The organism is Streptomyces diversicolor (genome assembly GCF_057537855.1).
The window spans coordinates 53,234-78,897 of the sequence record NZ_BAAJXA010000003.1 but is presented as its reverse complement, the minus strand read 5'-3'; the positions used below and the strand labels follow the sequence as shown (position 1 = coordinate 78,897).

The window sequence follows — 25,664 nt, the reverse complement described above, 5'->3', positions numbered from 1 at the left end:
CACCCACGGAATCTCCCGACCGCGCATACCCGCACGTCGCACAGCCGATGTCGGAAAAACGCGCAGGCATCACGCAGAGTTCCCGGCAATCACGCAGAGTTTCCGCGGCCGGTCGACGGCGGGTGTCAGGCCGCCGCCACCCAGTCCGGAAGCGTCTCCGCACGCTCCAGCCACTCGGGCGGCGGCGCCCCCGCCTTTCCGGCCGCCAGCACGCCGCCCACGATGGCGCAGGTGGTGTCGACATCCCCGCCGACCTGGGCGGTCGTCCAGAACGCCGACTCGTAGTCGTCGAGCGCGCGAGCCGCCGACCACAGAGCGAAGGGGACGGTGTCATGGGCGGAGGTGCGCCGTCCGCAGCCCAGGACGGCGGCGACGGTGCTCGCGTCTTCGTAGTCGAGCATGTCCCGGGCGCGCCGCAGCCCCGCGCTCACGGCGCTCTTCGGGACGAGCGCCACGACCCCGCCGAGGAGTGCGTCGGGGCTGGGCGGGCCGCCGGGGGCCGCGGCCAGGGCTGCGGCCGCGGCGACGGCCATGGCCCCGACGACGGCCTCGCGGTGCTGGTGTGTGGTGTACGCCGAGATCTCCGCCTGGTGGGTCGCCTGTTCCGGGTCGTCCGAGTACCAGGCGCCCAGGGGTGCGATGCGCATCGCCGCGCCGTTGCCCCAGGACCCCTGACCGTTGAAGAGCCCGGCGGCCAGCTCACGCCATTCGTGGCCCTCCCGGACGAGCCGCAGCAGGCGGTTGACCGCCGGTCCGTAATCGCGGTCGAAGTCGTGGTGCTCGGCGAAGGAGCGGGCGAGCGCGTCCTGGTCGATGCGGTGGTGCTCGGCGAGGACGGCGACCACGGAGCAGGCCATCTCCGTGTCGTCCGTCCACTGCCAGGGGCCGGGCGGCGGCTCACGGCGCTTCAGCAGCGGGTAGTTCGCCGGGACGAAGAACTGGGAGCCGAGCGCGTCACCCACGGCCAGTCCACGCAGGCTTGTCAGGGCACGGTCCAAGCGCTCCGGGCGAGAGGAATCAGCGGTCATCGCCCAGCCGCTCTATTCGGTGGTCCAGTGCGGCAGCGGGTCCCGCCAACGCTCGAAGGGCCGGTCGAGCGTGTACTTGCCGTCGTCACCGAGAACGAGCATGCGCATCTCCGCGTTCCCGGGGTTCGACAGGGATTCGAATTCCGCGACCGTCCAGTGGAACCAGCGCATGCAGAACAACCGCATCGCCAGGCCATGGCTCACCAGGAGCACATTGGGCGGATGGTCCGGTGCCTCAAAGCTGCGGAACAGACTCTCCAGGAAGCCCCCGACCCGGTCGTACACATCGGCGCCCGACTCGCCCTGCGGGAAGCGGAAGAAGAAGTGCCCGTACGCGTCGCGGTAGGTCTTCTGGAGGCGTACGTCGTCACAGTCCTGCCAGTTCCCCCAGTCCTGCTCGCGCAGTCGCGGTTCCTCACGCACCCGTATCAACTCGGGGTCCAGGTGGAAGGCGCGGAGCGTCTCGTGCGTACGCCGGTACGGAGAGACGTACACGCTCACCCGCTCCCGGTCGAACACCTCCCGGAGCCTCTTTCCGGTCTCCGCTGCCTGCTGCCAGCCGCGCTCGGTGAGTGCGAGGGCGTGGTCGGGTTCCCGCTCGTAGACGGAGTCATCGACATTGCCCGTCGACTCGCCGTGCCGGACCAGTACGATGCGCCGTGGTCGTGCCATGCCAAAACCCTAGATCGGGTGACGCTCCACCGGGCAATTCTGAGCGCCCCATACGGCGTAGGTCACACGAATACGGCACCGGAGGCCACTCAAGGCACACATTTCACAGGCGCGCGCGTCAGACCGTCCACGTCGGCTCCAGTTCCACGATGTCACCGGTGAGTGCCGCGACGTCCGCCTCGGTCTGTGCCCGCAGGGCCAGCCGCTCCACGCGCTCGCTGCGGTACTTGCCGTGCTCGGCGGCCGAGCGCCACATCGAAAGGATCAGGAACTCGTGCTCGGGGGCCTCGGCGAACATGCCGCGGATCATGCCGGGCGAACCGGCCATGGCGGGGTTCCAGACCTTCTCCTGCATCAGGGTGAAGTTCTCCACTCGCTCTTCGTGGATGCGGCAGTGGGCGACGCGGATCAGGTCGGAGTCCGCGAACCTCGGTTCGAAGCCGGTCTTCACGTCGAAGCGGTACTCGAACAGTTTGGCCTGGCTGTCCTTGAAGGTGCCCGCTTGCGACGCCGCGAGACGGTCGTGGGAGCGGGCCATGAAGGAGTCGTAGAAGGCGCGGCTCTCCCAGAAGGCGAAGATGTGCGCCACGCCGGGCCGCTGCCGGCTCCAGCCGCCGCCCTGCCCGCGAAACCCTGGCTCCCCCAGAAGCCCCGCCCACTTTCGCTGCCCCCGCTCGAACCCGCGGCGGTCCACCACGGTGCAGCGAATCCACTTGACCAGCACCGCGCCATCGTAAGGCCATGGAGCGTGGCCCCGGTCACGCTCCGCGAGAGATCACCCACGCACCGGCCCGCAGCGCGTGGCACGATGGACAACGAACCTTGGCCACCGGGGAGTTGGGACAAGGGGCCCAGAGGGGGAAGGGGAAGCCTGGTGAACGGCTTGAGCAAAGGGATCCGCAAGGTCGAGGTCGCGTTGAAGTGGGATCCGAGCCCCATGGGGCAGCAACCCACCGATCTCGACCTCATCGCCGCCACGTACGAGCGGGACGATCCGTACGGCACCCCGGATTATCTGGTGCACTTCGACAGCCGCTCCCCCGACGGAACGATCTACCTCAACCGGGACAGCGCGGACGGGAAGGGCTTCGGCTCGGACGAAGTCATGACGCTGGAACTCGACCGGCTCCATGGCCGGTACGCGCGCGTGGTCGTCGGTGTCGTCATCCAGCAGCGGCCCGAGGAGCGCAGGTTCGCCGGCGTCCTCAATCCGGCGGTGCGCATACGCGAGGGCTACACCGTCCTCGCCGAGGACGACTTCGCATCGGTTCCCGGGGCGACCGCGGCGACCGTCGCTGAGTTCGTCCGTGACGAGTCCGGCGGGTGGCGGTTCCAATCCGGCGTCCATGGCTTCGAGGACGACCCCGCGACCTTCAGCAGGACCATGGGCCGGCGCGGCGGCCCGGAAGGCCGGCCCGAGTAGGGGCGACGGTCGTGGGAGCCCACACCGGTGGGTCCGGGGCCGCCCTGCGGTGGGATGACGCGATGCGGCGGCTCGTCCAGGCGCCGTGGACCGCCAGGACATGGAGCAGACGCTGCCCGCGCAGCGCGTCGAACGCCCCTGGCGGGCGAATCCGGCCCGGGTCGGGAAGGCTCTGACGACGGGTGCCGGCCTCCGTGTCGAGCGGCCTCTGGGTGACTGCGGATGGCACAGGAGCCGGCGAGTGTCGGGCGCGATGGCGTGGGCCCGACGGCGGGCTCTGCGCCGTGCGCCCCGGCGGGCGCCGAGGCGTGGCGCTCGGCCGCGTCCAGACGCGCATCCAGCGCACTGTCGTGGGGTGGGCGGGGCGTGTACCGGCCCTGGTTCCCGTGGCCAGGGTTCACCGGGGGACACCCGTCGACGCGGCGCGCCGGAGGGCACACGAAGCTGCCGCCCCGTCGCTGCGACGGGTGAGGGCCGCGCGTGCCGTGGGCGGTGAGGGGCGCCGGCCCGCGGCCGGCGCCCCTCACCTCACAGGATCAGCTGCAGCCGCTCGTCGAGCCGCAGCCCTCGCAGATGTAGCAGGATCCGGCCCGCTGCATCTTCGTGCCGCAGGAGAAGCACAGCGGGGCGTCGGCCTGGATGCCCAGCTGCATCTCCACCAGCTCGGCGCTGGTGTGCGCCTGCTTCGGCGCGGGCTTGGCCGCCTCGCCGCCGGCCTGTGGGGTGGACACGGCCTTCAGGTCGGTCTGGCGCGGCGCCGACTGGGCCAGCCCCTCGACGTCGACCTCGTCCTCGGACGACTCGTACGAGCCGGTCTCCAGGTGGCGCTGCCGCTCCTCGGCGGAGTGGATGCCGAGCGCGGAACGCGTCTCGAAGGGCAGGAAGTCCAGCGCCAGGCGGCGGAAGATGTAGTCGACGATCGACTGGGCCATCCGCACGTCCGGGTCGTCGGTCATGCCGGCCGGCTCGAAGCGCATGTTGGTGAACTTCGAGACGTACGTCTCCAGGGGTACGCCGTACTGGAGGCCGACGGAGACGGCGATGGAGAACGCGTCCATCATGCCCGCGAGGGTCGAGCCCTGCTTGGACATCTTCAGGAAGACCTCGCCGAGCCCGTCGTCCGGGTAGGAATTGGCGGTCATGTAGCCCTCGGCGCCGCCGACGGTGAAGGACGTGGTGATGCCGGGACGTCCCTTCGGGAGGCGCTTGCGGACCGGACGGTACTCGACGACCTTCTCGACCTTGGGTGCCTCCTCGGCCTTGGCCTCGGTCTTCTTGTCGTCGCCCTTCTTCTTCGCGGAGAGCGGCTGGCCGACCTTGCAGTTGTCGCGGTAGATCGCAAGCGCCTTGACGCCCATCTTCCACGCCTCGAAGTAGATCTCCTCGACCTCCTCGACGGTCGCCGACTCCGGCATGTTGACCGTCTTGGACAGGGCGCCGGAGATCCACGGCTGGATCGCGGCCATCATGCGGACGTGGCCCATCGGGGAGATCGCCCGCTCGCCCATGGCGCAGTCGAACACTTCGTAGTGCTGCTGCTTGAGGCCGGGGGCGTCGATCACATTGCCGTGCTCGGCGATGTGGGCGACGATCGCCTCGATCTGCTCCTCCTGGTAGCCCAGGCGGCGCAGGGCCTGCGGGACGGTGCCGTTGACGATCTGCATCGAGCCGCCGCCGACCAGCTTCTTGAACTTGACCAGGGCGAGGTCGGGCTCCAGGCCGGTGGTGTCGCAGGACATCGCGAGACCGATGGTGCCGGTCGGCGCGATGACGGATGCCTGGGAGTTGCGGAATCCGTTCTTCTCACCGAGGCGCAGCACGTCCTGCCATGCCTCCGTGGCGGCGGCCCAGACCGGGGTGTCCAGGTCGTCCATGCGCACGGCCGCGCCATTGGCGTCGGCGTGCTGCTTCATGACGCGCTTGTGGGCGTCGGCGTTGCGGGCGTAGCCGTCGTACGGGCCGACGACCGCGGCCAGTTCGGCGGAGCGACGGTACGACGTGCCGGTCATCAGGGAGGTGATGGCGCCGGCCAGGGCGCGGCCGCCGTCGGAGTCGTAGGCGTGGCCGGTGGCCATCAGCAGGGCGCCCAGATTGGCGTAGCCGATGCCCAGCTGGCGGAACGCGCGCGTGTTCTCGCCGATCTTCTGGGTCGGGAAGTCGGCGAAGCAGATGGAGATGTCCATCGCGGTGATGACGAGTTCGACGACCTTCGCGAAGCGCTCGACCTCGAACGACTGGTTGCCCTTGCCGTCGTCCTTCAGGAACTTCATCAGGTTCAGCGAGGCGAGGTTGCAGGACGTGTTGTCCAGGTGCATGTACTCGCTGCAGGGGTTCGAGCCGTTGATCCGGCCGGACTCCGGGCAGGTGTGCCAGTGGTTGATGGTGTCGTCGTACTGGATGCCGGGGTCGGCGCAGGCCCAGGCCGCCTCGGCCATCTTGCGGAACAGGGCCTTCGCCTCGACCTCCTCGATGACCTCGCCCGTCATCCGCGCGCGGAGGCCGAACTTTCCGCCCTGCTCGACGGCCTTCATGAACTCGTCGTTCACGCGGACCGAGTTGTTGGCGTTCTGGTACTGGACGGAGGTGATGTCGTCACCGCCCAGGTCCATGTCGAAGCCCGCGTCGCGCAGGGCGCGGATCTTCTCCTCCTCCTTCACCTTGGTCTCGATGAAGTCCTCGATGTCGGGGTGGTCGACGTCGAGGATGACCATCTTGGCGGCGCGGCGGGTGGCTCCGCCCGACTTGATGGTGCCCGCCGAGGCGTCGGCGCCACGCATGAAGGAGACCGGGCCGGAGGCGTTGCCCCCGGAGGACAGCAGTTCCTTGGAGGAACGGATGCGGGAGAGGTTCAGGCCGGCTCCTGAGCCGCCCTTGAAGATCATGCCCTCTTCCTTGTACCAGTCGAGGATCGACTCCATGGAGTCGTCGACGGACAGGATGAAGCAGGCGGAGACCTGCTGGGGCTGGGGCGTGCCGACGTTGAACCAGACGGGGCTGTTGAAGCTGAAGATCTGGTGCAGGAGGGCGTACGCCAGCTCGTGCTCGAAGATCTCGGCGTCGGCGGGCGAGGCGAAGTACTTGTAGTCCTCTCCGGCCTTCCGGTACGTCTTCACGATGCGGTCGATCAGCTGCTTGAGGCTGGTCTCGCGCTGCGGGGTGCCCACGGCACCACGGAAGTACTTGCTGGTGACGATGTTGACCGCGTTCACCGACCAGAAGTCGGGGAACTCGACGCCACGCTGCTCGAAATTGACCGAGCCGTCGCGCCAGTTGGTCATGACGACGTCACGGCGCGCCCACTCGACCTCGTCGTACGGGTGTACGCCGGGGGTGGTGTGGATGCGCTCGATACGCAGCCCCTTGGTGGCCTTGGTCCCCTTGGCTCGGGAACCTCGTGCCGGACCGCTCGCCGTCTCTGTCATGCCGCCTCCCTGTACGGGCTAAAACGCCCTGAAGTGCCCCGATGTTCCCGTGGCACGGTGTTCTGTCTTGTGTTGCGGGCTCCCAACGCGCTGCCGCCCGCAACGGGTCTTCACTCGCCGCCGTCCCGCCGGATCCCGGACCCCCGTCCGCTCCGGCGCGTCCTTCAGTCGGCGGCGTGGGCGGGCACGGGGACCTCGGCAGTCCCCCCGCGCCCGCGCTCGTCCTCCTGGCTCCCCGCTGTCGCGTCATCGTCGTCCGCGGCGGGGACTCGCCTCGGTTCCCTGAGCTCGGCGATGGCGCCCTCGAAGTCCTCAAGCGAGTCGAACGCCCGGTAGACGGAGGCGAATCGCAGATAGGCGACGAGGTCGAGCTCCTGCAACGGGCCGAGCATGGCCAGCCCCACGTCGTGGGTGGTCAGCTCGGCGCTCCCGGTGGCCCGCACCGCCTCCTCGACCCGCTGGCCGAGCTGGGCGAGCGCGTCCTCGGTGACCGGCCGCCCCTGGCATGCCTTGCGCACACCGTTGATGACCTTGGTACGGCTGAACGGCTCGGTGACTCCGGACCGCTTGATCACCATGAGCGAGCACGTCTCGACGGTCGTGAAGCGGCGGGTGCAGTCCGGGCACTGACGGCGCCTGCGGATCGACGTGCCGTCGTCGGTCGTCCGACTGTCCACGACACGGCTGTCGGGGTGCCTGCAGAAGGGGCAGTGCATGATCTCCAACCCTCCTCACAGCAGACTCAATGGCCCCGAAAGACCTCCATGGCCCCTCGAAGCAGCCCCCAGCATAGGCGATCTCTCGGACATCGAAGACCGGGGGGACCACAACTTGTGGGCAGCTGTAGCAATCCAACCACTAGATGTGGTGCCTGGCGCAATACATCGACACGCGCGCGTGTCGCATGCGTACCGCGACGCGGGATACGGAGATACCGTGGACGCCACGCGGAGGACGCGTGCGACTCCGGTACGGAAGGGGACCGGCTCCCGGTCGACGGGACTCCGGGTGGCAGACTGGGCGCGCGACCCACGAGGTCGTCGGCCACGGCGGTGAAGAGTACAACAATGAACCCTTTTATCCGCCAGGCGCAGCGTTAGCCATACACCCAGACACGTGATCACGCTAAGCGAACCGCGTTTTTTCACTCGAACGTGTGTTTGGCGCAACCTTTCGAAAGCAACTACCGTTGTCCAGCAGGGAGACCATCGAGAGGGGCCGACGTGACCACCACCGCAGACACAGCCACCATCACTGCCCAGGACCGCTCCCAGGGCCGACTTGAGCCGGTGCACGCGATGAACGAAGCCGCGAATCCAGAAGCGCACAAGCGCTCTCTGCCCGGCCGACCTCCAGGCATCCGGGCCGACAGCTCGGGACTCACCGACCGACAGCGCCGGGTGATCGAGGTCATCAGGGACTCCGTGCAGCGGCGTGGCTACCCGCCGTCGATGCGGGAGATCGGCCAGGCCGTCGGGCTGTCCAGCACCTCTTCGGTCGCGCACCAGCTGATGGCACTCGAACGCAAGGGCTTCCTGCGCCGCGACCCGCACCGCCCGCGCGCGTACGAGGTCCGCGGCTCCGACCAGGCGGTGACCGTGCAGCCCACGGACACCGCCGGCAAGCCCGCCGCGTCCTACGTCCCGCTCGTCGGCCGCATCGCCGCCGGTGGTCCGATCCTCGCCGAGGAGTCGGTCGAGGACGTCTTCCCCCTTCCCCGGCAGCTCGTCGGCGACGGCGAACTGTTCGTCCTGAAGGTCGTCGGCGACTCCATGATCGAGGCCGCGATCTGCGACGGAGACTGGGTCACCGTCCGCCGCCAGCCGGTCGCGGAGAACGGCGACATCGTGGCCGCGATGCTCGACGGCGAAGCCACCGTCAAGCGCTTCAAGCGCGAGGACGGCCATGTATGGCTTCTCCCGCACAACTCCGCGTACGAGCCCATCCCCGGTGACGACGCGACCATCCTGGGCAAGGTCGTCGCGGTCCTGCGCCGCGTCTGACGGCCCGACGGCGAGCGTCGGCTCTTCCCCTGACCGGGCCCCGGAACCTCTGCGCCGGTTCCGGGGCCCTGTGCTGCACGGCCCCGGTGACCGGCGGCGTCGCATCGCGGGTTAGCCTGTCCCGGCGCCGGGACAGGCTAACCCGGGATCACTTCGCCTCCCCTTGCCGCGCGGCGGCGTCGATGGCCGCGAGCGACTTCCGCACCTGGTTACGGTCCGTCGTGTACCAGAAGTCGGGCAGTGACGCCTTGAGGTAACCGCCGTACCGCGCAGTGGCCAGCCGCTGGTCCAGCACGGCCACCACACCCTTGTCCCCCGACGCCCGGACGAGCCGGCCGGCGCCCTGCGCCATCAGCAGCGCGGCATGAGTGGCGGCGACCGCCATGAAGCCGTTGCCGCCCGCATCCTCCACCGCCTTCTGGCGAGCGCTCATCAGCGGATCGTCCGGGCGCGGGAAGGGGATCTTGTCCATGACGACCAGCTGGCAGCTGGGCCCCGGAACATCGACGCCCTGCCACAGCGACAGCGTGCCGAACAGACAGGTCTTGGCATCGGCGGCGAAGTTCTTGATCAACTCGCCTAGGGTCTCCTCGCCCTGGAGCAGGATCGGGAACTCGGGGATCCGCGAACGCAGCTCCTCGGCGGCGAGCTGAGCCGCCCGCATGGAGGAGAAGAGGCCGAGCGTGCGACCGCCGGCCGCCTGAATCAGTTCGGTCAGTTCGTCGAGCATGTCCGCGCGGTCGCCGTCCCGCGCCGGACGGGACAGATGCTTGGCCACGTACAAGATGCCCTGTTTGCGGTAGTCGAAGGGCGAGCCGACGTCCAGGCCCTTCCACTGAGGGAGATCCTCGCCCTCGGTGCCCTCCGGGGCCAGGCCCAGGGAGGCCCCCACGCCATTGAAGTCGCCGCCCAGTTTGAGCGTGGCGGACGTGAGGACGACGGAGCGGTCCGCGAACAGCTTCTCCCTGAGGAGACCCGAGACCGACATGGGTGCGACACGGAGGGAGGCGCCGAACCGGTCGTGGCGTTCATACCAGACGACATCCCACTCGGAGCCGTTCACCACGCGCTCCGCCACGTCATGCACCGTCTCCACGGACGCCAGCGCCTGCTTACGGACCGCGTCCTCGTCCTGAACCGACTTGTCACGGGTCGCGCCGATCGCGGAGATGACGGTGCGGGCGGCGTCCCGCAGGGCCATCAGGGCGTAGGAGAGGTCTTCGGGGATCTCCTCCAGGCGGCCCGGAAGGGCCAGCTCCATCAGCCGCTCGAAGCCCTCGGCCGCGGTCTGGAGCTGGTCCGCGGCCTTCTCGTTCACCAGTTTCGCGGCGCGGCGCACCGCCCGGTTGACCTGGCCGGGCGTCAGCTCCCCCGTCGCGACGCCGGTGATCCGCGAAACCAGTTCGTGCGCCTCGTCCACGATCAGTACCTCGTGCTGAGGAAGCACCGGGGCGCCCTCGATGGCGTCGATCGCGAGCAGCGCGTGGTTGGTGACGACGACCTCGGCGAGCTTGGCCCGCTCCCGGGCCATCTCGGCGAAGCACTCGGCGCCATAGGCGCACTTCGAGGCGCCCAGGCACTCCCGGGAGGAGACCGACACCTGCGCCCAGGCGCGGTCGGACACACCAGGTGTCAGGTCGTCCCGGTCCCCGCTCTCGGTCTCGTCCGCCCAGTCACGCAGCCGCAGCAGGTCCTGGCCCAGCTTGCTGGTCGGCGCGGCCGCCTCGAACTGGTCGAAGAGCCCGTCCTCCTCGTCCTGTGGTACGCCCTCGTGCAGACGGTGCAGGCACAGATAGTTGGACCGTCCCTTGAGCATGGCGAACTCCGGGCGGCGGCGCAGCAGGGGGTGCAGCGCCTCCACCGTGCGCGGCAGATCACGCTCCACGAGCTGGCGCTGCAGGGCGAGGGTGGCCGTCGCGACGACGACACGCTCCCCGTGCGCGAGCGCGGGCACCAGGTAGCCCAGCGACTTACCGGTGCCGGTACCGGCCTGGACCAGCAGGTGGGATCCGTCGTCGATCGCTTCGGCGACCGATTCGGCCATGGTCACCTGGCCGGGGCGCTCCGTGCCGCCGACGGCTGTGACAGCGGCATGCAGGAGTTCGGGGAGTGAGGGCTTCGTCATAGCCCGACCACCCTACGGCCAGGCACCGACAAACGTGGGATCACGTCGGAAAGGAGAGGTCGGACGGGGCCGGCGCCGGTGGACGGGCCGACCGGCGGATCAGCCGGCGGTGCCTCTCTACTGCCGGGGGTAACTGGGTCGAGCGACCGGGGGCCAGGGTCATGGGATTGGCTGAGAAGCCACGGGCGGGACCGGCGAAGGCCGGGGCGGATCACGGTGCGGACTCCTCGGCGGTGTCGGACGAGGGGCGGAGCGGAGCGGGTTGAGGAGGGAGGGACGAGGCGGGGTATCAGGACGGGGCGGCGCTGGAGCGCGACCGGGCAAGGGCCGGGGCAGCACCGGGATCCAAGGGATGCCGAGGCGGGGCGCGGGGCTGCCGGACCGCCGAGGCGGGGGGGTGCCGGACTCAATCAGCAGAGCGTGTCAGGTCCGGCGGAATCGCCAGGGCGCGCCCGGTCGGCTGCGGCGGCAGGCGGCGGGATGCCTTCGGCCGGTGCCGGGCAGCGCGGGCCGGCCCACGTCCGGATTGCTCGGCTCGCGGCGGTGCGCGAAGCGGCCGGCGAACCAGTGGCCTCGCTGAAGACGACCCGGCTGCCCCGCTCGATGCATTCGTTTCGGCCGACCCGGAACCCCAGCGGCCCGAGCGGTGTACTACATGTGAATGCATCGTCACTCGGCGCTACAGCACATCACGCAGTGACCGGTCCCGAATCATGAGGGCGGCCCGCTTGGCGGGCAGGTCGACCTCGGCGGCGAACCGGAAGCCTGCAGAAAGGAAGGCGGCAATGGACGGCGTATTGCGCAGGTCGGGCTCGGCGACGACTCGTGAACAGGTGGGCCGCCGGCCCAGGACCAGGTCGGCCACTGCTCTGAGCAGGGCCGATCCAAGACCCCGCCCTCGGTCGGCGACGCCGCCGATCAGCAGGTGGATTCCGGTGTCGTGCGGGCGGGCCGGATAGTGGCGTGCCAGCGGGTCCAGATCCGCCCGGTAGATCTCCCAGTAGCTCATCGGGGTGCCGTCCAGCGTGCCGAGGCACGGCACGCTGCGGCCATCACCGGTCAGCTGGGTGGTCAGGTGTTCCTCGGTCCTGTCCGGGGAACCGGCCAGTTCCCAGAAGGCGGCGACCGCCGGGTCGTTCATCCAGCGGCTGATGAGCGGGAGGTCGTGGTCGAGGCGGACGGGGACCAACTGGAACAGGCCCGCGGGGGTACGGGTCGGGCCCCAGCCGGCGACATGGTCGAGCAGGTCGTCGGCGGCGGCGGAGAAGCCGACCTCCGCAGCGGACGGCGGGCCGGCTTTCGCGGCCGACGGCGAGTCGGCGTGTGCCGCGAAGGGATACGGGGTGTCCCACTCCGAGCGCCGACCGGTATCCGTCCCGGAGCCCGGATCGGCCCCCGCCGGAGACGGTCCCCGCTCGTCCCCCGCGGCGAGCGGACCGGCATCGGTGCCGGCGGTACCGATGCCACCACCGGCACCGGCACCGGATCGGTCATCGGAGTCCTCCCGTTCCGCGGCGATGAGGGCCACGAGTTCGTCGGGGAGGCGCAGATCCAGGGTGTCCTCGCTGTCCCCTCCGGGATCGGGGAGACCCGGGCGAACGGGCACGGGTCCGGTGTCGGTGCTCGCGTCGGCAGGGGACATGGCGCGCTCCTCTCAGAGGCCGAGGTGGCTCGCATTCCTCGGAGGGTGAATTCGGTGGGTGAAGGAGGTGGGTGTTGTCCGCTTCAGAAATGAAGGGGGTTGGCGATGGTGACGTAGACGGACTGGGTGTCGACTGGACCGACGAGTTCGTCGAGACCGTGCAACCGCGTGAGCAGGTTGGCCTTGCAGCGCAGGACGGGTGAGTCCAGCAGGCGGGCGGGCAGGGAGGTCCGCAGCGGTGTGGGCCCCGCCGCGACACCGGCGAGAAAGCGGCGGAACGCGGCCAGCAGCAGGCGCTCGTCGGCGAGGTGTTGCGAGCCGAACGCACCGATCAGGCCGAGCACGTTGTTGATGGCGAGGTAGTAGCCGAACCGCTCGTCGGTGACCTCGTCGGAGACGAATGTGTCGCTGCGCTCGCCGATGCCGGGCAGGCGTGCGTCGAGTTCGGCGCGGTGGGACTCGCGGAAGTAGTAGCCCTGGTTGTCGCGGTAGCGGCCGCCCACAGGCCAACCCTCGTCGTCCAGGACGAGCAGCGTGTTCTGCTGGTGCGCCTCCAGCGCGATCCCCGCCTCGCTGTCCAGCCACAGCACGGGACGCACGACCGCCTCCAGGTAGCGCAGAAACCACTCCGCGGCGACCGTTCCACGGGGACGACCGGTCCGCTCGGCGAGGCGCGTGAGGACCTGGGCCAGGCGGGACCGGAGGGGCCGTGTCCCCGCAGGCGTGGGGTGCCCGTCGGCGGCGGGGACGGCCATGGGGCGAGGCGCGATGAGACCGGCGATGCAGGAGACGTCGTCGGTGGGTGCGAAGGGGTTGTGCCGGATCACCACATCGAGTCCCCGGACGGGCAGGCCGTCCTGGTCGTCGACGGCCAGCCAGGCGGGGTCGCGGACGATGTCGAAGCCGGGGTGCACGGCCTGCCACTGCTGCGACAGGCCGGAACGCAACAGGCGATGCACCTCGACACCGCGGTGGAGTTCCTTGCGGAGGTTTTCCCGGCGGGAGTTGGTGATCCGCAGGCCCAACGACAGCTTGAGCATCGCGGGAGCACCGGACTGATGGACGGTGCGTACGGAGGAGGTGGGATTCCACGGGGTACCGAAGGGACCGAGTTCACGGAGCAGTCCCGCGTCGAGAAGGGCGGCGATGTCGTCTCGGTGCCGGACCTCCCGTGACTGCCAAGGGTGCAGAGGAAGGGCGGCGAACCCGTCAGGCAGGGGCAGTCCCGAGCCGGCCAGCCGTGCCGTGAGGTGTTCCGCTCGCACCGGGCGTCCGCGCTCGGTCCAGGCGGAGTCAGTAGCGAGCAGGGAGGGTGATACGGCCATCCAGTGCAGCGGGAAAGAGCCGCGCAGTTCCGGTGAGTACAGGCGGGCTTCGGCTTCGGACAGGCCCTCTCGGCTCTTCGGGGTCGGGTGCAGCGGGTGTCCGAGCAGGAGTGCCTGTTCGGCACTGAGAAACAGGTCGGGTCCGTCGGCGGGGTGGGAGCGACGGTCGCTGATGAAGCCGACGGTGCGGCGGACCGAGTCGGCCACTCGTGCAGCCAGGTCTCCCCCGTTGGGGGGCACGGCGGTACCCGGACCGGCGGGGGTGTCAGTGCCGCCGGGTGTCTCCCTGGCGATCAGCGCCGCGAGGGTCACGGCGTCGACCGGTGGGGCGTCCGCGGGGGCGTCGGCCAGGCGCGGGCGGCCGAAACGGTGCCAGCCGGTCGGGGACCAGTAGTGGATGGGTGCCGTCAGGGCCGTGCCGCTGTGGGGCAGTGGGATGCGGAGCGTGCCGTAGCGGGCGTCCGTGCCGGCGTCGGTGTCGGAATCGGAGTCGGCGTGGGGGGTGGCGTCGGGGGCGAGGCTCGTCTCACGGACCCAACAGCGGAGCAGGTTCTCCATGGCCGCGCTCTGGGCGACCGTGTGGGGATCCGGATGTTCCAAGAGGTCGTGGGATGCGCTCCACGGGCGGTGCGTTTCCGCGGTCCGGGGTCTCTGTTCGGGCACCCTCCCGGCCGTCGGCGCGGCCGGGGATTGTGTGGCGTGGGAGGTGGTGTCAGGAGTGCGGGAACGGCCGCTGGAGGTGGGGCTGGCGTTCAAGACTGTTCCTAGAGCGTGCGGAGCAGGGGGGCGATGGCCTTGGGGGTCGTCGCCCGGCCCCATACGACAGGGGTCGGGGCGAGGGCCGGACAGCGAGGGGAGGTGGTTCGGGCGGGGAGGGCGGAGCCGACCGCGGGTGCCAGAGAGGCAGCCGTGGTCCCGGGGTGGGACAGGAGGGCGATCCGTTCGGCGCAGACGTCGCCGGGCACGCCGGGGTGTCCGTGATCGCTGCTGGGGTGAGTGCCGGTGGCGGCGAGGATTCGGGGGCGGCCGGTGACCGTCCCGGCCCATTGCGAGGGCCGCCGCGCCCGTGTCCGTGCCGGCCCGTGCGTAGCGCCGTACGCGGGCTCCGTCACGGTCGGCGACGGCAGGCGGCGGGGCGCGGGGCGGTTCGGGCGTGGCGGCGTCTTTGAGGGGGGTGGGCAGGTCAAGGGTGAGGAGGTGGCCCGGCCGAGTATGGAGAAGGGGGTGCCTGGCGCAAGCGCCTCGCGGATGACAGCCAGGGCGGCAGGGGCGCTGTGGCCCGCGGTGCCGGTCCCGATGCCTGTACCGGTTCGGGTGCAGGTCCTGGTGCCTGTGCCGGTCCCGGTGCCTCTGCCTGCACCGGTCCCGATGCCGGTCCCTGTACCGGTCCCGGTTCGGGTGCCGGTGCCTGTGCCGGTGCCTGTGCCAGTCCTGGTTCGGGCACCAGTCCCGGCTTGGGCGCTGGTGTCGGCTTGGGCGCCGATCCCGGTGCTGGCGCCGATCCCGGTGCCGATGTCTGTTCGGCTGCCGATTCCGGTGCGGGAGTCGGTGCCGATGCGGGAGCAGGTGCCGGTGCCGGAGGAGGGGGCGAGGGGGCTTTGGATGTTGGGGGGCTTGTCGGTCGGGACGGGTGATCGCAGGGGGGCGGTGGGGAGGGCGTGCGTGGTGCCGCGTACTGTCGGTCCGCGTGTCGACGGGGTCGACGGGGTGCCCGTGTGGGCGGCGTGCGCTCGCTCGGATGGCTCCGGGGTCTGGGGATCGGTCACCGAATCGGTCACGGCCACGGCTTGGAGTCCTCCCGCTGTCCAGAGGCCAGTTGATCCGCGGGACCGGGCACGGGCAGCAGGCCCCTCACGGCTACAACCCCGGACCGCCCACCGGGTTACGGGTTGCCTCAAGATCCTTGCCGTGACGCAACTGTTGCTGTTCCGTGGGAAGTCCCCCACAGCGAACGCATAGTGTGTGGTGCCGTTCCCAGAGGGCCGTGAGTGCGGCGTGAACTGCCCATAGGTTCCGCCTGACATCACGGTCGTAGCACCGAGTTTCCTTACCACCAGGGGGAGTCAAGAGCATGCGATCCATACGGCCGTCCTTCACCGTTCGCCGCGGGAGGAGTGCGGGCCGCAGAACCTCCCCCGTGCTGGCCGCCGTCGCCCTCGTCTCGGCGCTGGCGCTCACCGTCACCGCGTGCAACGGCGACGGCGACGACAACGCGGACGGCCGGGCCACCGCCTCCGCGGCCGCTGACGACGGAAAGATCAAGATCCCGGAGGACATCAAGGACCGGCTCAAGGAGCACGGGATCGACCTCGACCAGTGGAAGAACGGCGCATGGAAGAACTGGAACAAGGACGACTGGCTGCGTGAGGCGAACGATTTCATCAACCCGATCATCAAGGGCCTGTGGGACCCGGACCGCATGCGGGACGCCGACGACCCGGACCGGGGCGTGGACGACAACGACCTCTCCGGTGACCAGGGTGTGACCGATCCGACGCCGACGCCGGTGAAGGCGCAGGCGGTGCAGCCGCCGTACCACACCAACGCCGCCACCGCCGGCAAGGTGTTCTTCGACTCCCCCGAGGGCACGATGGTCTGCTCGGCGACGGTGGTGGAGGACCCGGCGAACCCCGGCAAGTCCAACATGGTGTGGACCGCCGGCCACTGTGTGCACGCCGGTAAGAAGGGCGGCTGGTTCCGCAACATCGCGTTCGTGCCGTCGTACAACGACAAGGGCATGACCAACGAGGAGTTGCAGAGCGCCACCAAGGAGCAGATCGCTCCGTACGGGATCTGGTGGGGCGACTGGGCGCAGACCTCTCAGCAGTGGATCGAGCAGGGCGGTGAGACGGGCGGGGACGGTGCCTCGTACGACTTCGCCGTGATCCATGTGACGCCGGAAGAGGGCGGCAGCGGCAAGTCGTTGGAGGAGACGGTCGGTTCGGCGCTTCCGGTGGACTTCGACGCCCCGGCGGTGCCGAAGGTCGCGAGCATCACTGCGACCGGTTATCCGGCGGCGGCACCGTTCGACGGTCAGTCGCTGTACCAGTGCCAGGACAAGCCGGGCAGGCTGTCGCTCGGCAAGTCGGACCCGACGATGTACCGCATCGGCTGCACGATGACGGGTGGTTCGTCCGGCGGCGGCTGGGTGGAGACCGGTTCCGACGGCAAGCCGTCGCTGGTGTCCAACACCTCCATCGGCCCGGTGAGTTCGGGCTGGCTGGCCGGTCCGCGGCTGGGTGACGTGGCCGAGGGTGTGTACAGCGCGGTCAGCAAGAAGTTCGCCGGGCAGTAGGAGCCGGCGGGCACAGCCAGGTCGGGGACGGCGGCGGGGTGTCACGGGAACCTTCACCTGCTCGCCGCCGTTCGTCCCCAGCCCCACGGGCATAGTGGGGTGTCATCACACGTTTCAACGGGGGTTATCGCACCATGCGTTCCATACGTACGCCCTTCACGCACCGCCGTGGACGGCGGCGCACCGTCCTCGCGGCAACCGGTCTGGTCGCGGCACTGGCACTCACGGCGACGGGCTGCGGGGGCTCCGACGACGACAAGGCGAGCGACAAGCCCGGCGCCTCTCGGGCGGCCGGGGCCGATGACGGCAAGGCCGGTCTCCCGGCCGACATCGCGGGCAGGCTCAAGGAGCGCGGCATTGATGTCGACCGGTGGACCGGCGGCGGCTGGAAGGACTGGGACAAGGACAAGTGGCTCAGTGAGGCCAAGGACTTCGTCAACCCGGTGATCGAGGGCCTCTGGAAGCCGGAGCGGATGCGGTCCGCGGAGGAGGCCGACAAGACGATCTCGACGCAGGACGCCTCCGCGGACCAGGGCGTCAGCGACCCGGAGCCGCAGCCCGTGCAGGCGCAGGCGGAGAAGACGCCGTACCACGAGAACGCGGCCCCGGTCGGCAAGGTCTTCTTCGACTCCCCCGAGGGCTCGATGGTCTGCTCCGGCACGGTCGTCAAGGACGTCAACCATCCGGGCAGGTCCAACCTGGTGTGGACGGCCGGTCACTGTGTGCACGCCGGTCAGAACGGGGGCTGGTACCGCAATATCGCCTTCGTGCCGTCGTACAACGACCTCGGCACGTCCGAGGCGGAGCTTGCGGGGGCGACGGCCTCACAGATCGCCCCGTACGGCACCTGGTGGGCGGACTGGGCCTCCACCTCGAACGAGTGGATCCAGGGCGGTTCGGAGACGGGCGGCGCGGGCGCCGCACACGACTACGCCGTGCTGCATGTGAAGCCGGAGAACGGGTCGAAGTCCCTGGAGGAGACCGTCGGCGCGGCGCTCGACGTGGACTTCTCCGCGCCGTCCGCGGCAGAGGTGGCCGATATGGGCGCCTGGGGGTATCCGGCGGCGCCGCCGTACAACGGTCTGAAGATGTTCAAGTGCATCGACCGGCCGGGGCGGCTGTCGCTGAGCCCGTCGCTGCCGACCATGTACCGCATCGGCTGCACCATGACCGGTGGATCGTCGGGCGGCGGCTGGTTCCGGGTGGCGGGCGGCAAGACCGTGCTGGTCTCGAACACGTCGATCGGCCCGACGGACAGCACCTGGCTCGCGGGCCCGCAGCTCGGCCAGGAGGCCGAGGCGCTGTACCAGAACATGAGCAGGACGTACGGCGGTCAGTAGACCCCGGCAGGCCGAAGGCCCGCTCCCGCGGTCGGCGGGGCGGGCCTTCGGCCTGTGTCGCGGTGGCTCAGGCGAGCGGCGCGGGAACGTACGGCGCGAGATCGGCCGCCAGTTCCTCGTGCACCCGTGCCTTGAGCAGCGTGCCCTCCGCGGTGTGCTCCTCGGAGATCACCTCGCCCTCGGTGTGGGTGCGGGCGACCAGCTTGCCGTGTGTGTACGGCACCAGGGCCTCGATCTCGACCGAGGGCCTGGGCAGTTCGTTGTCGATGAGCGCGAGCAGTTCGTCGATGCCTCGTCCGGTGCGGGCCGAGACGGCGATGGACCGCTTCTCGACGCGCAGCAGCCGCTGGAGCACCAGCGGGTCGGCCGCGTCCGCCTTGTTGATCACGACGATCTCGGGCACGTCGGTGGCTCCGACGTCCCTGATCACCTCGCGCACGGCGGCCAGCTGCTCCTCCGGAGTGGGGTGCGAGCCGTCCACCACATGCAGGATCAGGTCGGAGTCGCCGACCTCCTCCATGGTGGAGCGGAACGCCTCGACCAGGTGGTGCGGCAGGTGCCGGACAAAGCCGACGGTGTCGGCGAGCGTGTACACCCGGCCGCTCGGGGTCTCGGCCCGGCGGACGGTCGGGTCCAGGGTCGCGAACAGGGCGTTCTCGACCAGGACGCCCGCGCCCGTGAGACGGTTGAGCAGCGAGGACTTTCCGGCGTTGGTGTAGCCCGCGATGGCGACGGACGGCACCTTGTTCCGCTTGCGTTCCTGGCGCTTGATCTCGCGGCCGGTCTTCATCTCCGCGATCTCCCGGCGCATCTTCGCCATCTTCTCGCGGATCCGTCGCCGGTCCGTCTCGATCTTGGTCTCACCGGGGCCACGCGTGGCGAGGCCGCCGCCCTTGCCGCCGCCCATCTGGCGGGACAGCGACTGGCCCCAGCCGCGCAGCCTGGGCAGCATGTACTGCATCTGCGCGAGCGCCACCTGTGCCTTGCCCTCTCGGGACTTGGCGTGCTGGGCGAAGATGTCGAGGATCAGGGCCGTACGGTCGATGACCTTGACCTTGACGACGTCCTCCAGGTGGATCAGCTGGCCCGGGCTCAGCTCACCGTCGCAGACGACGGTGTCCGCGCCCGTTTCGAGGACGATGTCGCGCAGTTCGTCGGCCTTGCCGGAGCCGATGTAGGTGGCCGCGTCCGGCTTGTCGCGGCGCTGCACCACGCCGTCGAGCACGAGCGCGCCCGCGGTCTCGGCGAGGGCGGCCAGCTCGGCGAGGGAGTTCTCGGCGTCCTGCACGGTCCCGGAGGTCCACACCCCGACGAGCACAACCCGCTCCAGGCGGAGCTGTCGGTACTCGACCTCGGTGACGTCCTCAAGCTCGGTGGAGAGGCCGATCACGCGGCGCAGCGCAGCGCGCTCGGAGCGGTCGAACTGGTCGCCGTCCCGCTCTCCGTCGCTCTCGTGGCTCCAGGCGACGTCCTCTTCCATCAGGGCATCGGCCCGAAGACCCTCGGGGTAGTCGTGCGCAAGGCGCTTGGTGTCCTGGGAAAAGGAAGAAGAGGAGGTCATTGGGTCCTTACGTCGCAGGGGATTCACGGCGGTCATGGTGAACAACGCACGAGGACGGCGGGAGATTCCCGTATCCCGTGCCGCGCCGACCTGACGATGGTCGCACGGCACGGGCCGTCTCGTCACCGGCTTATTCCGGGTGTCATCCCGCGGGCGCGTTCGCGCGCGGTGCGGCGCCCCCCTTGGCGGACGCTCCCTGTCCCTGCTTCGCGGGCGCCCGCTTTCCCCCCTTGGCGGACGCCCCCGTGTCCTTCTTCGCGGACGTTCCCGTGCCCTTCTTGGCGGACGTTCCCGCGCCCTTCTTCGTGGACGCCTCAGTGCCCTTCTTCCCGGTCGTTCCCGTGCCTTCCTTCGCGGGCGATCCCGCGGTGGTCTGGGCGGGGGAACCCCCGGTCTTCTTCTCGGGGGGCGTGGACCTCCAGTCCGGGTGTCCGGGCATCGGCGGGGTCTTCTCGCCGTACAGCCAGCCCTTGAAGAACCCGTCCAGATCGCGTCCGGCGACCGACGAGGCGAGGCTCACGAAGTCGGCCGTGGTCGCGGTGGCGTCCCGGTACTTCTGCACCCAGAGCCGTTCCAGCCGCTCGAAGGCGGGGCGTCCGATCTCCTGGCGCAGGGCGTACAGGATCAGTGCGGCGCCGTCGTAGACGTTCGACCGGAAGATCCCGATCTTCTGACCCGGCTGGGGCGGCTTGGGGGCGGCGGGCGGGCCGCCTGAGGCACGCCAGCGGTCGGAGGCGCCGTAGGCCGCCTTCATCCGGTCGACCATGGGCCGGTCCGCCTTCTCCTGTGCGTACAGGGCCTCGTACCAGGTGGCGTGCCCCTCGTTGAGCCATAGGTCGGACCAGGTGCGCGGGCTGACGCTGTCCCCGAACCACTGGTGCGACAGCTCATGCACCATGATCGACTCGACGTACCACTTGGGGTAGGCGGGCTCGGTGAACAGTTCCTTCTCGAAGAGGGAGAGGGTCTGTGTCTCCAGTTCGAAGCCGGTGGCGGCCTGGGCCATGAGCAGGCCGTACGTCTCGAAGGGGTACGACCCGACCTTGCCCTCCATCCAGGCGATCTGGTCGGGGGTCTTCGCCAGCCAGGGTTCGAGGGCCTTGCGGTCGGCGCTCGGCACGACGTCGCGCACCGGCAGTCCGTGCGGTCCGGAGCGGTGCAGGACGCTGGAGCGGCCGATGGACACCTGGGCGAGTTCGGTGGCCATGGGGTGCTGGGTGCGGTACGTCCAGGTGGTGGCGGAGCCGATCCGGTCCACGCCGGTCGGCAGTCCGTTGGCGACGGCCGTGTAGTCGTTCGGGGCGGTGATCCGGAAGGTGAACATCGCCTTGTCGGAGGGGTGGTCGTTGCACGGGAAGACCAGGTGCGCGGCGTCGGCCTGGTTGGCCAGGGCGAGGCCGTCCGTGGTGCGCACCCAGCCGCCGTCCCGGTCCTTGGCGGGCATCGGGTCGCTGGTGTGCCGGACGGTGATCCGCGTCCAACTGCCCCGGGGCAGCGGCCTGTCCGGGGTGACCACCAGGTCGTCGCCGGCCCGGGCGAAGCCGGCCGACCTGCCGTCGACCTCCACGGACTCGACCTTGCCGTGCGCGAAGTCGAGGTTGAGCCGGTCCAGGGTGCTGGTGGTCCAGGCGTCGATGGTGGTGACGGCCTTGAGGGGTTTGTCGTTGCTGCCGGGATAGGTGAGGTCGAGGTCGTACGACGCCACGTCGTATCCGGGGTTGCCGAGGTACGGGAAGAGCCGGTCGCCGACGCCCAGCGGGGCGGCGGGTGCGCTCGCGGACAGGAGGCACACGGAGACGGCGGCGGCCAGGAGGGCGGCTTTCCGGTGCCGGATGGCCCGGCGCGGCCGGGTCTGGGGGGTGAGCAGCATGCACCACCGCTACCAGCGCGCCCGTGCGCCGCCGTGGCGACGCGCGCGCCGCCCACTCGAACGGATTGGTCCGGCCGACGCCGCCAGGAGTCTTAGGAAGCCGGTCAGGCCGAGGTCTGGCGCCGAGCGCCGCTCGGGGGCGCGAGGTTCGGGAGCGGGCGCAGCTTGCGAGACCCCGGGGCGGCGCCCGGCGCAGAACGCGGCGCGAAGTCTGCTGCCGGGCATGGCTTGAAGGCTCACGGGGTGTGGTGGGGGCCCCGTTCCCGGGAGCCGCGGTACCGGGCGCCGCCCGCGAGAGCCCGAGCCCGGCGCCCGGCGCGGACGGGGTGCGAAGTCCACCGGCAGGCGCGGCTTGGGACGCGGGAGCTGGTGGGCAACGCTCGGGCGGCGCCAAGTGGTGGGCGGTGCTTGGTGGCGCGGGAGGTGGTGGACGGCGCTCGGGGCGCGCCGGAGGGTGGGTGTGGGTCAGGGGTGTGTGGGCTCGTGTTGTGCTCGGCTCACGTCGTACACGCCGGGGACGTTGCGCATGGCGCGCATCAGGGCGGGGAGGCCGGCCGCGTCGGCCAGTTGGAGGGTGTAGGTGTGGCGGACGCGTTGTTCGCTGGGCGGTTCGACGGTGGCGGAGACGATTTCGGCGCCCTCCAGGGCGATCACTTCGGTGAGGTCGGCGAGCAGATGGGGCCGTCCGAAGGATTCCGCGACGAGTGTGACCCGGCATGCGGCGCTGTCGCCCCACCGCACGCCGACCTCCGCGCGCCCCCCGCTCCTCATGCGCGTCACCGCGGCGCAGCGCAGGCGGTGCACGGTCACCACGCCGCCGCGCACGGAGAAGCCGGTGATCTCGTCGGGCGGCACCGGCGTACAGCATCCGGCGAGGCGTACGCCGGCGCCCGGGCCTTCGACGAGGAGGTCGGCGCCCGCGCGTCTGGGGTCGACGCCGGGTCGCGCCCGGTGTCCTCCGGAGCGCGCGCCCGGCGCGTGGAGGACGGGGGCGCCCCCCGCGCCCCCGGGTCCGTCGTCGGCGCCCGTGCTGGCGTCGGCCGCCGGCGCGGTCGGGTCACTCGCCGCCGGTGTCCGCGGGCCGGACGCCGACCCGGCGCCGCTCGCGGAGTCGGCGGGGCGCTCACCGAATCGCGTGCGCTCCGCCGCCGGGGCGTCCGCCGGATCCTCGGGATGCGCGGCGAGCCACCGCTGGATGGCGATGCGCGCGGCAGGTGTGTGGGCGTGCTCCAGCCATTCCCGGGAGGGTTCCGAGGCCGGGTCCTGGCCCATGAGGAGCTGGACGGAGTCGCCGTCCCTGAGGACCGTGCTGAGGGTGGCGAGGCGGCCGTTGACGCGGGCACCGATGCAGGCGTGCGCGTCCTCGCCGTACTGGGCGTAGGCGGCGTCCACGCAGGTGGCGCCCTCGGGCAGGCCCAGCGTGCCGCCGTCGGGCCGGAAGACGGTGATCTCGCGGTCCTGGGCGAGGTCTTCGCGCAGCGTGGACCAGAAGGTGTCGGGGTCGGGGGCGCCCCGCTGCCATTCGAGGAGCCGGGACAGCCAGCCGGGGCGGGTCGGGTCGGCGCGCTCCCCGTCGGCCGCCGACGCGTGCTCGTCCGCGGGTGGGGCGTAGGGGTTGCCGAGGGCAACCACGCCCGCCTCGGCGACGCGGTGCATCTGGTGGGTGCGGATGAGGACTTCGACGACCTGGCCGTCCGCGCGGGCGACGGCCGTGTGCAGCGACTGGTACAGGTTGAACTTGGGTACGGCGATGAAGTCCTTGAACTCCGAGACGACGGGCGTCATGCAGGTGTGCAGCTCGCCCAGCACGCCATAGCAGTCCGCGTCCTCGTTGACCAGCACGAGCAGCCGCCCGAAGTCGGCGCCACGCAGCCGTCCACGCTTGCGCGTCACGCGGTGCACGGAGACGAAGTGCCGCGGCCGGATGAGGACTTCGCCCGGGATGCCGGCTTCGCGCAGGACCGTGCGGGTCTCGTCGGCGATCTCGGTGAGGGGATCGTCGGGCCGTGCCGCGTTGGCGGCGATCAGCTGCCGTGTGTGCTCGTACTCCTCGGGATGGAGGATCGCGAAGACCAAGTCCTCCAGTTCGGTCTTCAGGGCCTGGACGCCCAGCCGCTCGGCGAGCGGGATGAGGACGTCGCGGGTCACCTTGGCGATCCGGGCCTGCTTCTCGGGGCGCATCACGCCGAGGGTGCGCATGTTGTGCAGCCGGTCGGCGAGCTTGATCGACATCACCCGGACGTCGTTGCCGGTGGCGACGAGCATCTTGCGGAAGGTCTCGGGCTCGGCGGCGGCGCCGTAGTCGACCTTCTCCAGCTTGGTGACCCCGTCGACCAGGTAGCGGACCTCCTCGCCGAACTGGTCGCGCACCTGGTCCAGCGTCACATCGGTGTCCTCGACGGTGTCGTGCAGCAGGGAGGCCGTCAAGGTCGTGGTCTCGGCGCCGAGTTCGGCAAGGATCAGGGTCACGGCGAGGGGGTGCGTGATGTACGGCTCGCCGCTCTTGCGCATCTGGCCGCGGTGCGAGGACTCCGCCAGGACGTAGGCGCGGCGCAGCGGTTCGAGGTCGGCGTCGGGGTGGTGGGCGCGGTGGGCTTCGACGACGTGGCCGATGGCGTCGGGCAGCCGGTCACGGGCCGCCGGGCCGAGCAGCGCGGCCCGGCCGAGCCGGCGCAGGTCGATCCGGGGGCGGGCCTTCCTGCGGGGCGCTGTAGGGGCTACAGGACCAGGGGTCGCGGGGTTCGTGGCCTCCGCACTCATGGGCACCTCCGGCTCGTGGACCGGCGGACGGAGCCCCAGGGCGTACGCGGCTCAGGGATGGCGACGTTCCCCCGTCCGTGCCGGTGCTTGATGCTATCGAGCCCACCACGCCCGGCTGACCGCCTCTCGCCGAGCGTGAAACGGATCACCCATTCGAGCGACGTTCTTGAGGTTTACGGTTTTGCGCCAGGTGCTCCGCGGTCGGCCGTGGATTCGAACCGGCGCGGGCCCCGATGCCCGCGGATCCATCTGTCCGGGGCGGCGGGGGCCACGGTTCGCGTGGTCAGCGGGCGGCGTTTTCCAGCCACTCGGCGTCGATCTCGCCCTCGGCCACGATCACCGCGGGGCCGGTCATCTCGATCTCGCCGTCCGGCCGCTCGGTGATCACGAGGCGTCCGCCGGGGACGTCCACGGTGTAGGTGGCCGGGCTTCCGGTGACGGCCGGGTCGGTGCCGTCGCGGCGGGCGGCGGCCACGGCGACGGCGCACGCGCCCGTGCCGCACGAGCGGGTCTCGCCGGAGCCGCGTTCGTGCACCCGCATGGCGACGTGCCGGGGACCGCGGTCGACGACGAACTCGATGTTGACCCCGGCGGGGTAGGCGGCGGCCGGGCTGAACGGGGGCTGGGTGCGGAGGTCGCCCGCGTGCGCGAGGTCGTCGACGAAGGCGACGGCGTGCGGGTTGCCCATGTTCACGTTCCGCGCGGGCCAGCTGCGCTCGCCGACGCTCACCGTCACGGCGCCCTCGGGCAGGCGCGCGCTGCCCATGCCGACCGTGACGTCGCCGTCCTTGGCGATGTGGACGCTCTTCACTCCCGCGCGCGTGGCGATGGTCAGGTCGCCCTCGGTCACATGCCCGGCGTGCTGGAGGTAGCGCGCGAACACCCGGACTCCGTTGCCGCACATCTCCGCGACCGAGCCGTCGCCGTTGCGGTAGTCCATGAACCACTCCGCTCGGGGCGCCATCCCCGCGGCCTCCGGGTGCGCGGCGGAGCGCACCACGTGCAGCACGCCGTCGCCGCCGATGCCGGCGCGGCGGTCGCACAGGGCGGCGACGGCGGCCGGGGTGAGGTCCAGGGCGTTCTTCGGGTCGGGGACGATCACGAAGTCGTTCTCGGTGCCGTGACCCTTGAGGAAGGCGATCCGCGTGCTCATTCCTCGATCGTACGGGGTCACTACGACATCCCCACCGCCCGGCAA

Annotated in this window: 16 protein-coding genes; 4 read left to right on the top strand and 12 right to left on the bottom strand. The window is 70.6% G+C overall.

All coding sequences use genetic code 11. The features are described 5' to 3' along the window. Positions 1-125: 125 nt before the first annotated feature. The 3 genes from AC27LF_RS04095 to AC27LF_RS04085 all read right to left on the bottom strand — a co-directional run bounded on the left by AC27LF_RS04095 (position 126) and on the right by AC27LF_RS04085 (position 2,424). The gene (locus AC27LF_RS04095) at positions 126-1,028 is read right to left on the bottom strand and encodes an ADP-ribosylglycohydrolase family protein (protein ID WP_479657806.1); all 903 of its coding nucleotides are present in this window, start codon (positions 1,026-1,028) and stop codon (positions 126-128) included. Positions 1,029-1,040: 12 nt separating this feature from the next. Next, positions 1,041-1,700 (bottom strand): histidine phosphatase family protein, encoded by a 660-nt coding sequence (locus tag AC27LF_RS04090; protein ID WP_479657807.1) that lies wholly within the window; start codon positions 1,698-1,700, stop codon positions 1,041-1,043. A 118-nt stretch (positions 1,701-1,818) separates the two neighbouring features. Then, positions 1,819-2,424 (bottom strand): YdbC family protein, encoded by a 606-nt coding sequence (locus tag AC27LF_RS04085; RefSeq protein WP_479657808.1) that lies wholly within the window; start codon positions 2,422-2,424, stop codon positions 1,819-1,821. Between the two features lie 150 nt (positions 2,425-2,574). Here AC27LF_RS04085 and AC27LF_RS04080 point away from each other — a divergent pair, with 150 nt between their 5' ends. Next, on the top strand, positions 2,575-3,123 hold the full coding sequence (locus AC27LF_RS04080; protein WP_479657809.1) for a TerD family protein: 549 nt from the start codon (positions 2,575-2,577) through the stop codon (positions 3,121-3,123). 536 nt (positions 3,124-3,659) lie between these two features. On the opposite strand, the gene AC27LF_RS04075 is transcribed toward AC27LF_RS04080, so the two are convergent. Both AC27LF_RS04075 and nrdR read right to left on the bottom strand, forming a co-directional pair. Next, positions 3,660-6,545 carry a vitamin B12-dependent ribonucleotide reductase gene (locus AC27LF_RS04075; protein WP_479657810.1) on the bottom strand — a complete coding sequence of 962 codons (2,886 nt, stop codon included), beginning with the start codon at positions 6,543-6,545 and terminating at the stop codon, positions 3,660-3,662. Positions 6,546-6,709: 164 nt separating this feature from the next. Next, positions 6,710-7,261, bottom strand: coding sequence for a transcriptional regulator NrdR (nrdR, locus tag AC27LF_RS04070; RefSeq protein ID WP_479657811.1), 552 nt, complete (start codon positions 7,259-7,261; stop codon positions 6,710-6,712). A 507-nt stretch (positions 7,262-7,768) separates the two neighbouring features. On the opposite strand from nrdR, the gene lexA reads away from it, so the two are divergent. After that, positions 7,769-8,548, top strand: a complete 780-nt coding sequence (lexA, locus tag AC27LF_RS04065; protein ID WP_479657812.1) for a transcriptional repressor LexA — start codon at positions 7,769-7,771, stop codon at positions 8,546-8,548. A gap of 148 nt (positions 8,549-8,696) precedes the next feature. On the opposite strand, the gene AC27LF_RS04060 is transcribed toward lexA, so the two are convergent. From AC27LF_RS04060 to AC27LF_RS04050, 3 genes are all read right to left on the bottom strand, one after another. After that, positions 8,697-10,673 (bottom strand): ATP-dependent DNA helicase, encoded by a 1,977-nt coding sequence (locus AC27LF_RS04060; RefSeq protein WP_479657813.1) that lies wholly within the window; start codon positions 10,671-10,673, stop codon positions 8,697-8,699. Positions 10,674-11,352: 679 nt separating this feature from the next. Next, positions 11,353-12,315 carry a GNAT family N-acetyltransferase gene (locus tag AC27LF_RS04055; protein ID WP_479657814.1) on the bottom strand — a complete coding sequence of 321 codons (963 nt, stop codon included), beginning with the start codon at positions 12,313-12,315 and terminating at the stop codon, positions 11,353-11,355. 83 nt (positions 12,316-12,398) lie between these two features. Next, positions 12,399-14,396 (bottom strand): IucA/IucC family protein, encoded by a 1,998-nt coding sequence (locus AC27LF_RS04050; RefSeq protein ID WP_479657815.1) that lies wholly within the window; start codon positions 14,394-14,396, stop codon positions 12,399-12,401. A 1,315-nt stretch (positions 14,397-15,711) separates the two neighbouring features. Here AC27LF_RS04050 and AC27LF_RS04045 point away from each other — a divergent pair. After that, on the top strand, positions 15,712-16,935 hold the full coding sequence (locus AC27LF_RS04045) for a trypsin-like serine peptidase (RefSeq protein ID WP_479657816.1): 1,224 nt from the start codon (positions 15,712-15,714) through the stop codon (positions 16,933-16,935). Between the two features lie 134 nt (positions 16,936-17,069). Further along, complete coding sequence (locus AC27LF_RS04040) at positions 17,070-18,275, top strand: trypsin-like serine peptidase (RefSeq protein WP_479657817.1); 1,206 nt, start codon at positions 17,070-17,072, stop codon at positions 18,273-18,275. Positions 18,276-18,342: 67 nt separating this feature from the next. Here AC27LF_RS04040 and hflX read toward each other — a convergent pair whose 3' ends face one another. The 4 genes from hflX to dapF form a co-directional block, all read right to left on the bottom strand. Further along, positions 18,343-19,836, bottom strand: coding sequence for a GTPase HflX (gene hflX / locus AC27LF_RS04035; protein ID WP_479657818.1), 1,494 nt, complete (start codon positions 19,834-19,836; stop codon positions 18,343-18,345). A 142-nt stretch (positions 19,837-19,978) separates the two neighbouring features. Continuing rightward, the gene (locus tag AC27LF_RS04030; protein WP_479657819.1) at positions 19,979-21,706 is read right to left on the bottom strand and encodes a M1 family metallopeptidase; all 1,728 of its coding nucleotides are present in this window, start codon (positions 21,704-21,706) and stop codon (positions 19,979-19,981) included. A 465-nt stretch (positions 21,707-22,171) separates the two neighbouring features. After that, the gene (locus AC27LF_RS04025) at positions 22,172-24,466 is read right to left on the bottom strand and encodes a RelA/SpoT family protein (RefSeq protein ID WP_479657821.1); all 2,295 of its coding nucleotides are present in this window, start codon (positions 24,464-24,466) and stop codon (positions 22,172-22,174) included. Positions 24,467-24,749: 283 nt separating this feature from the next. After that, positions 24,750-25,619 (bottom strand): diaminopimelate epimerase, encoded by an 870-nt coding sequence (gene dapF, locus AC27LF_RS04020; protein WP_479657822.1) that lies wholly within the window; start codon positions 25,617-25,619, stop codon positions 24,750-24,752. Positions 25,620-25,664 lie beyond the last annotated feature (45 nt).

What these genes read in the sequence shown, in the direction of transcription:
- AC27LF_RS04095 (WP_479657806.1), bottom strand. Translation starts at nt 1,028, where the DNA reads ATGACCGCTGATTCCTCTCGCCCGGAGCGCTTGGACCGTGCCCTGACA.
- AC27LF_RS04090 (WP_479657807.1), bottom strand. Translation starts at nt 1,700, where the DNA reads ATGGCACGACCACGGCGCATCGTACTGGTCCGGCACGGCGAGTCGACG.
- AC27LF_RS04075 (WP_479657810.1), bottom strand. Translation starts at nt 6,545, where the DNA reads ATGACAGAGACGGCGAGCGGTCCGGCACGAGGTTCCCGAGCCAAGGGG.
- nrdR (WP_479657811.1), bottom strand. Translation starts at nt 7,261, where the DNA reads ATGCACTGCCCCTTCTGCAGGCACCCCGACAGCCGTGTCGTGGACAGT.
- AC27LF_RS04060 (WP_479657813.1), bottom strand. Translation starts at nt 10,673, where the DNA reads ATGACGAAGCCCTCACTCCCCGAACTCCTGCATGCCGCTGTCACAGCC.
- AC27LF_RS04055 (WP_479657814.1), bottom strand. Translation starts at nt 12,315, where the DNA reads ATGTCCCCTGCCGACGCGAGCACCGACACCGGACCCGTGCCCGTTCGC.
- AC27LF_RS04045 (WP_479657816.1), top strand. Translation starts at nt 15,712, where the DNA reads ATGCGATCCATACGGCCGTCCTTCACCGTTCGCCGCGGGAGGAGTGCG.
- AC27LF_RS04040 (WP_479657817.1), top strand. Translation starts at nt 17,070, where the DNA reads ATGCGTTCCATACGTACGCCCTTCACGCACCGCCGTGGACGGCGGCGC.
- hflX (WP_479657818.1), bottom strand. Translation starts at nt 19,836, where the DNA reads ATGACCTCCTCTTCTTCCTTTTCCCAGGACACCAAGCGCCTTGCGCAC.
- AC27LF_RS04030 (WP_479657819.1), bottom strand. Translation starts at nt 21,706, where the DNA reads ATGCTGCTCACCCCCCAGACCCGGCCGCGCCGGGCCATCCGGCACCGG.
- AC27LF_RS04025 (WP_479657821.1), bottom strand. Translation starts at nt 24,466, where the DNA reads ATGAGTGCGGAGGCCACGAACCCCGCGACCCCTGGTCCTGTAGCCCCT.
- dapF (WP_479657822.1), bottom strand. Translation starts at nt 25,619, where the DNA reads ATGAGCACGCGGATCGCCTTCCTCAAGGGTCACGGCACCGAGAACGAC.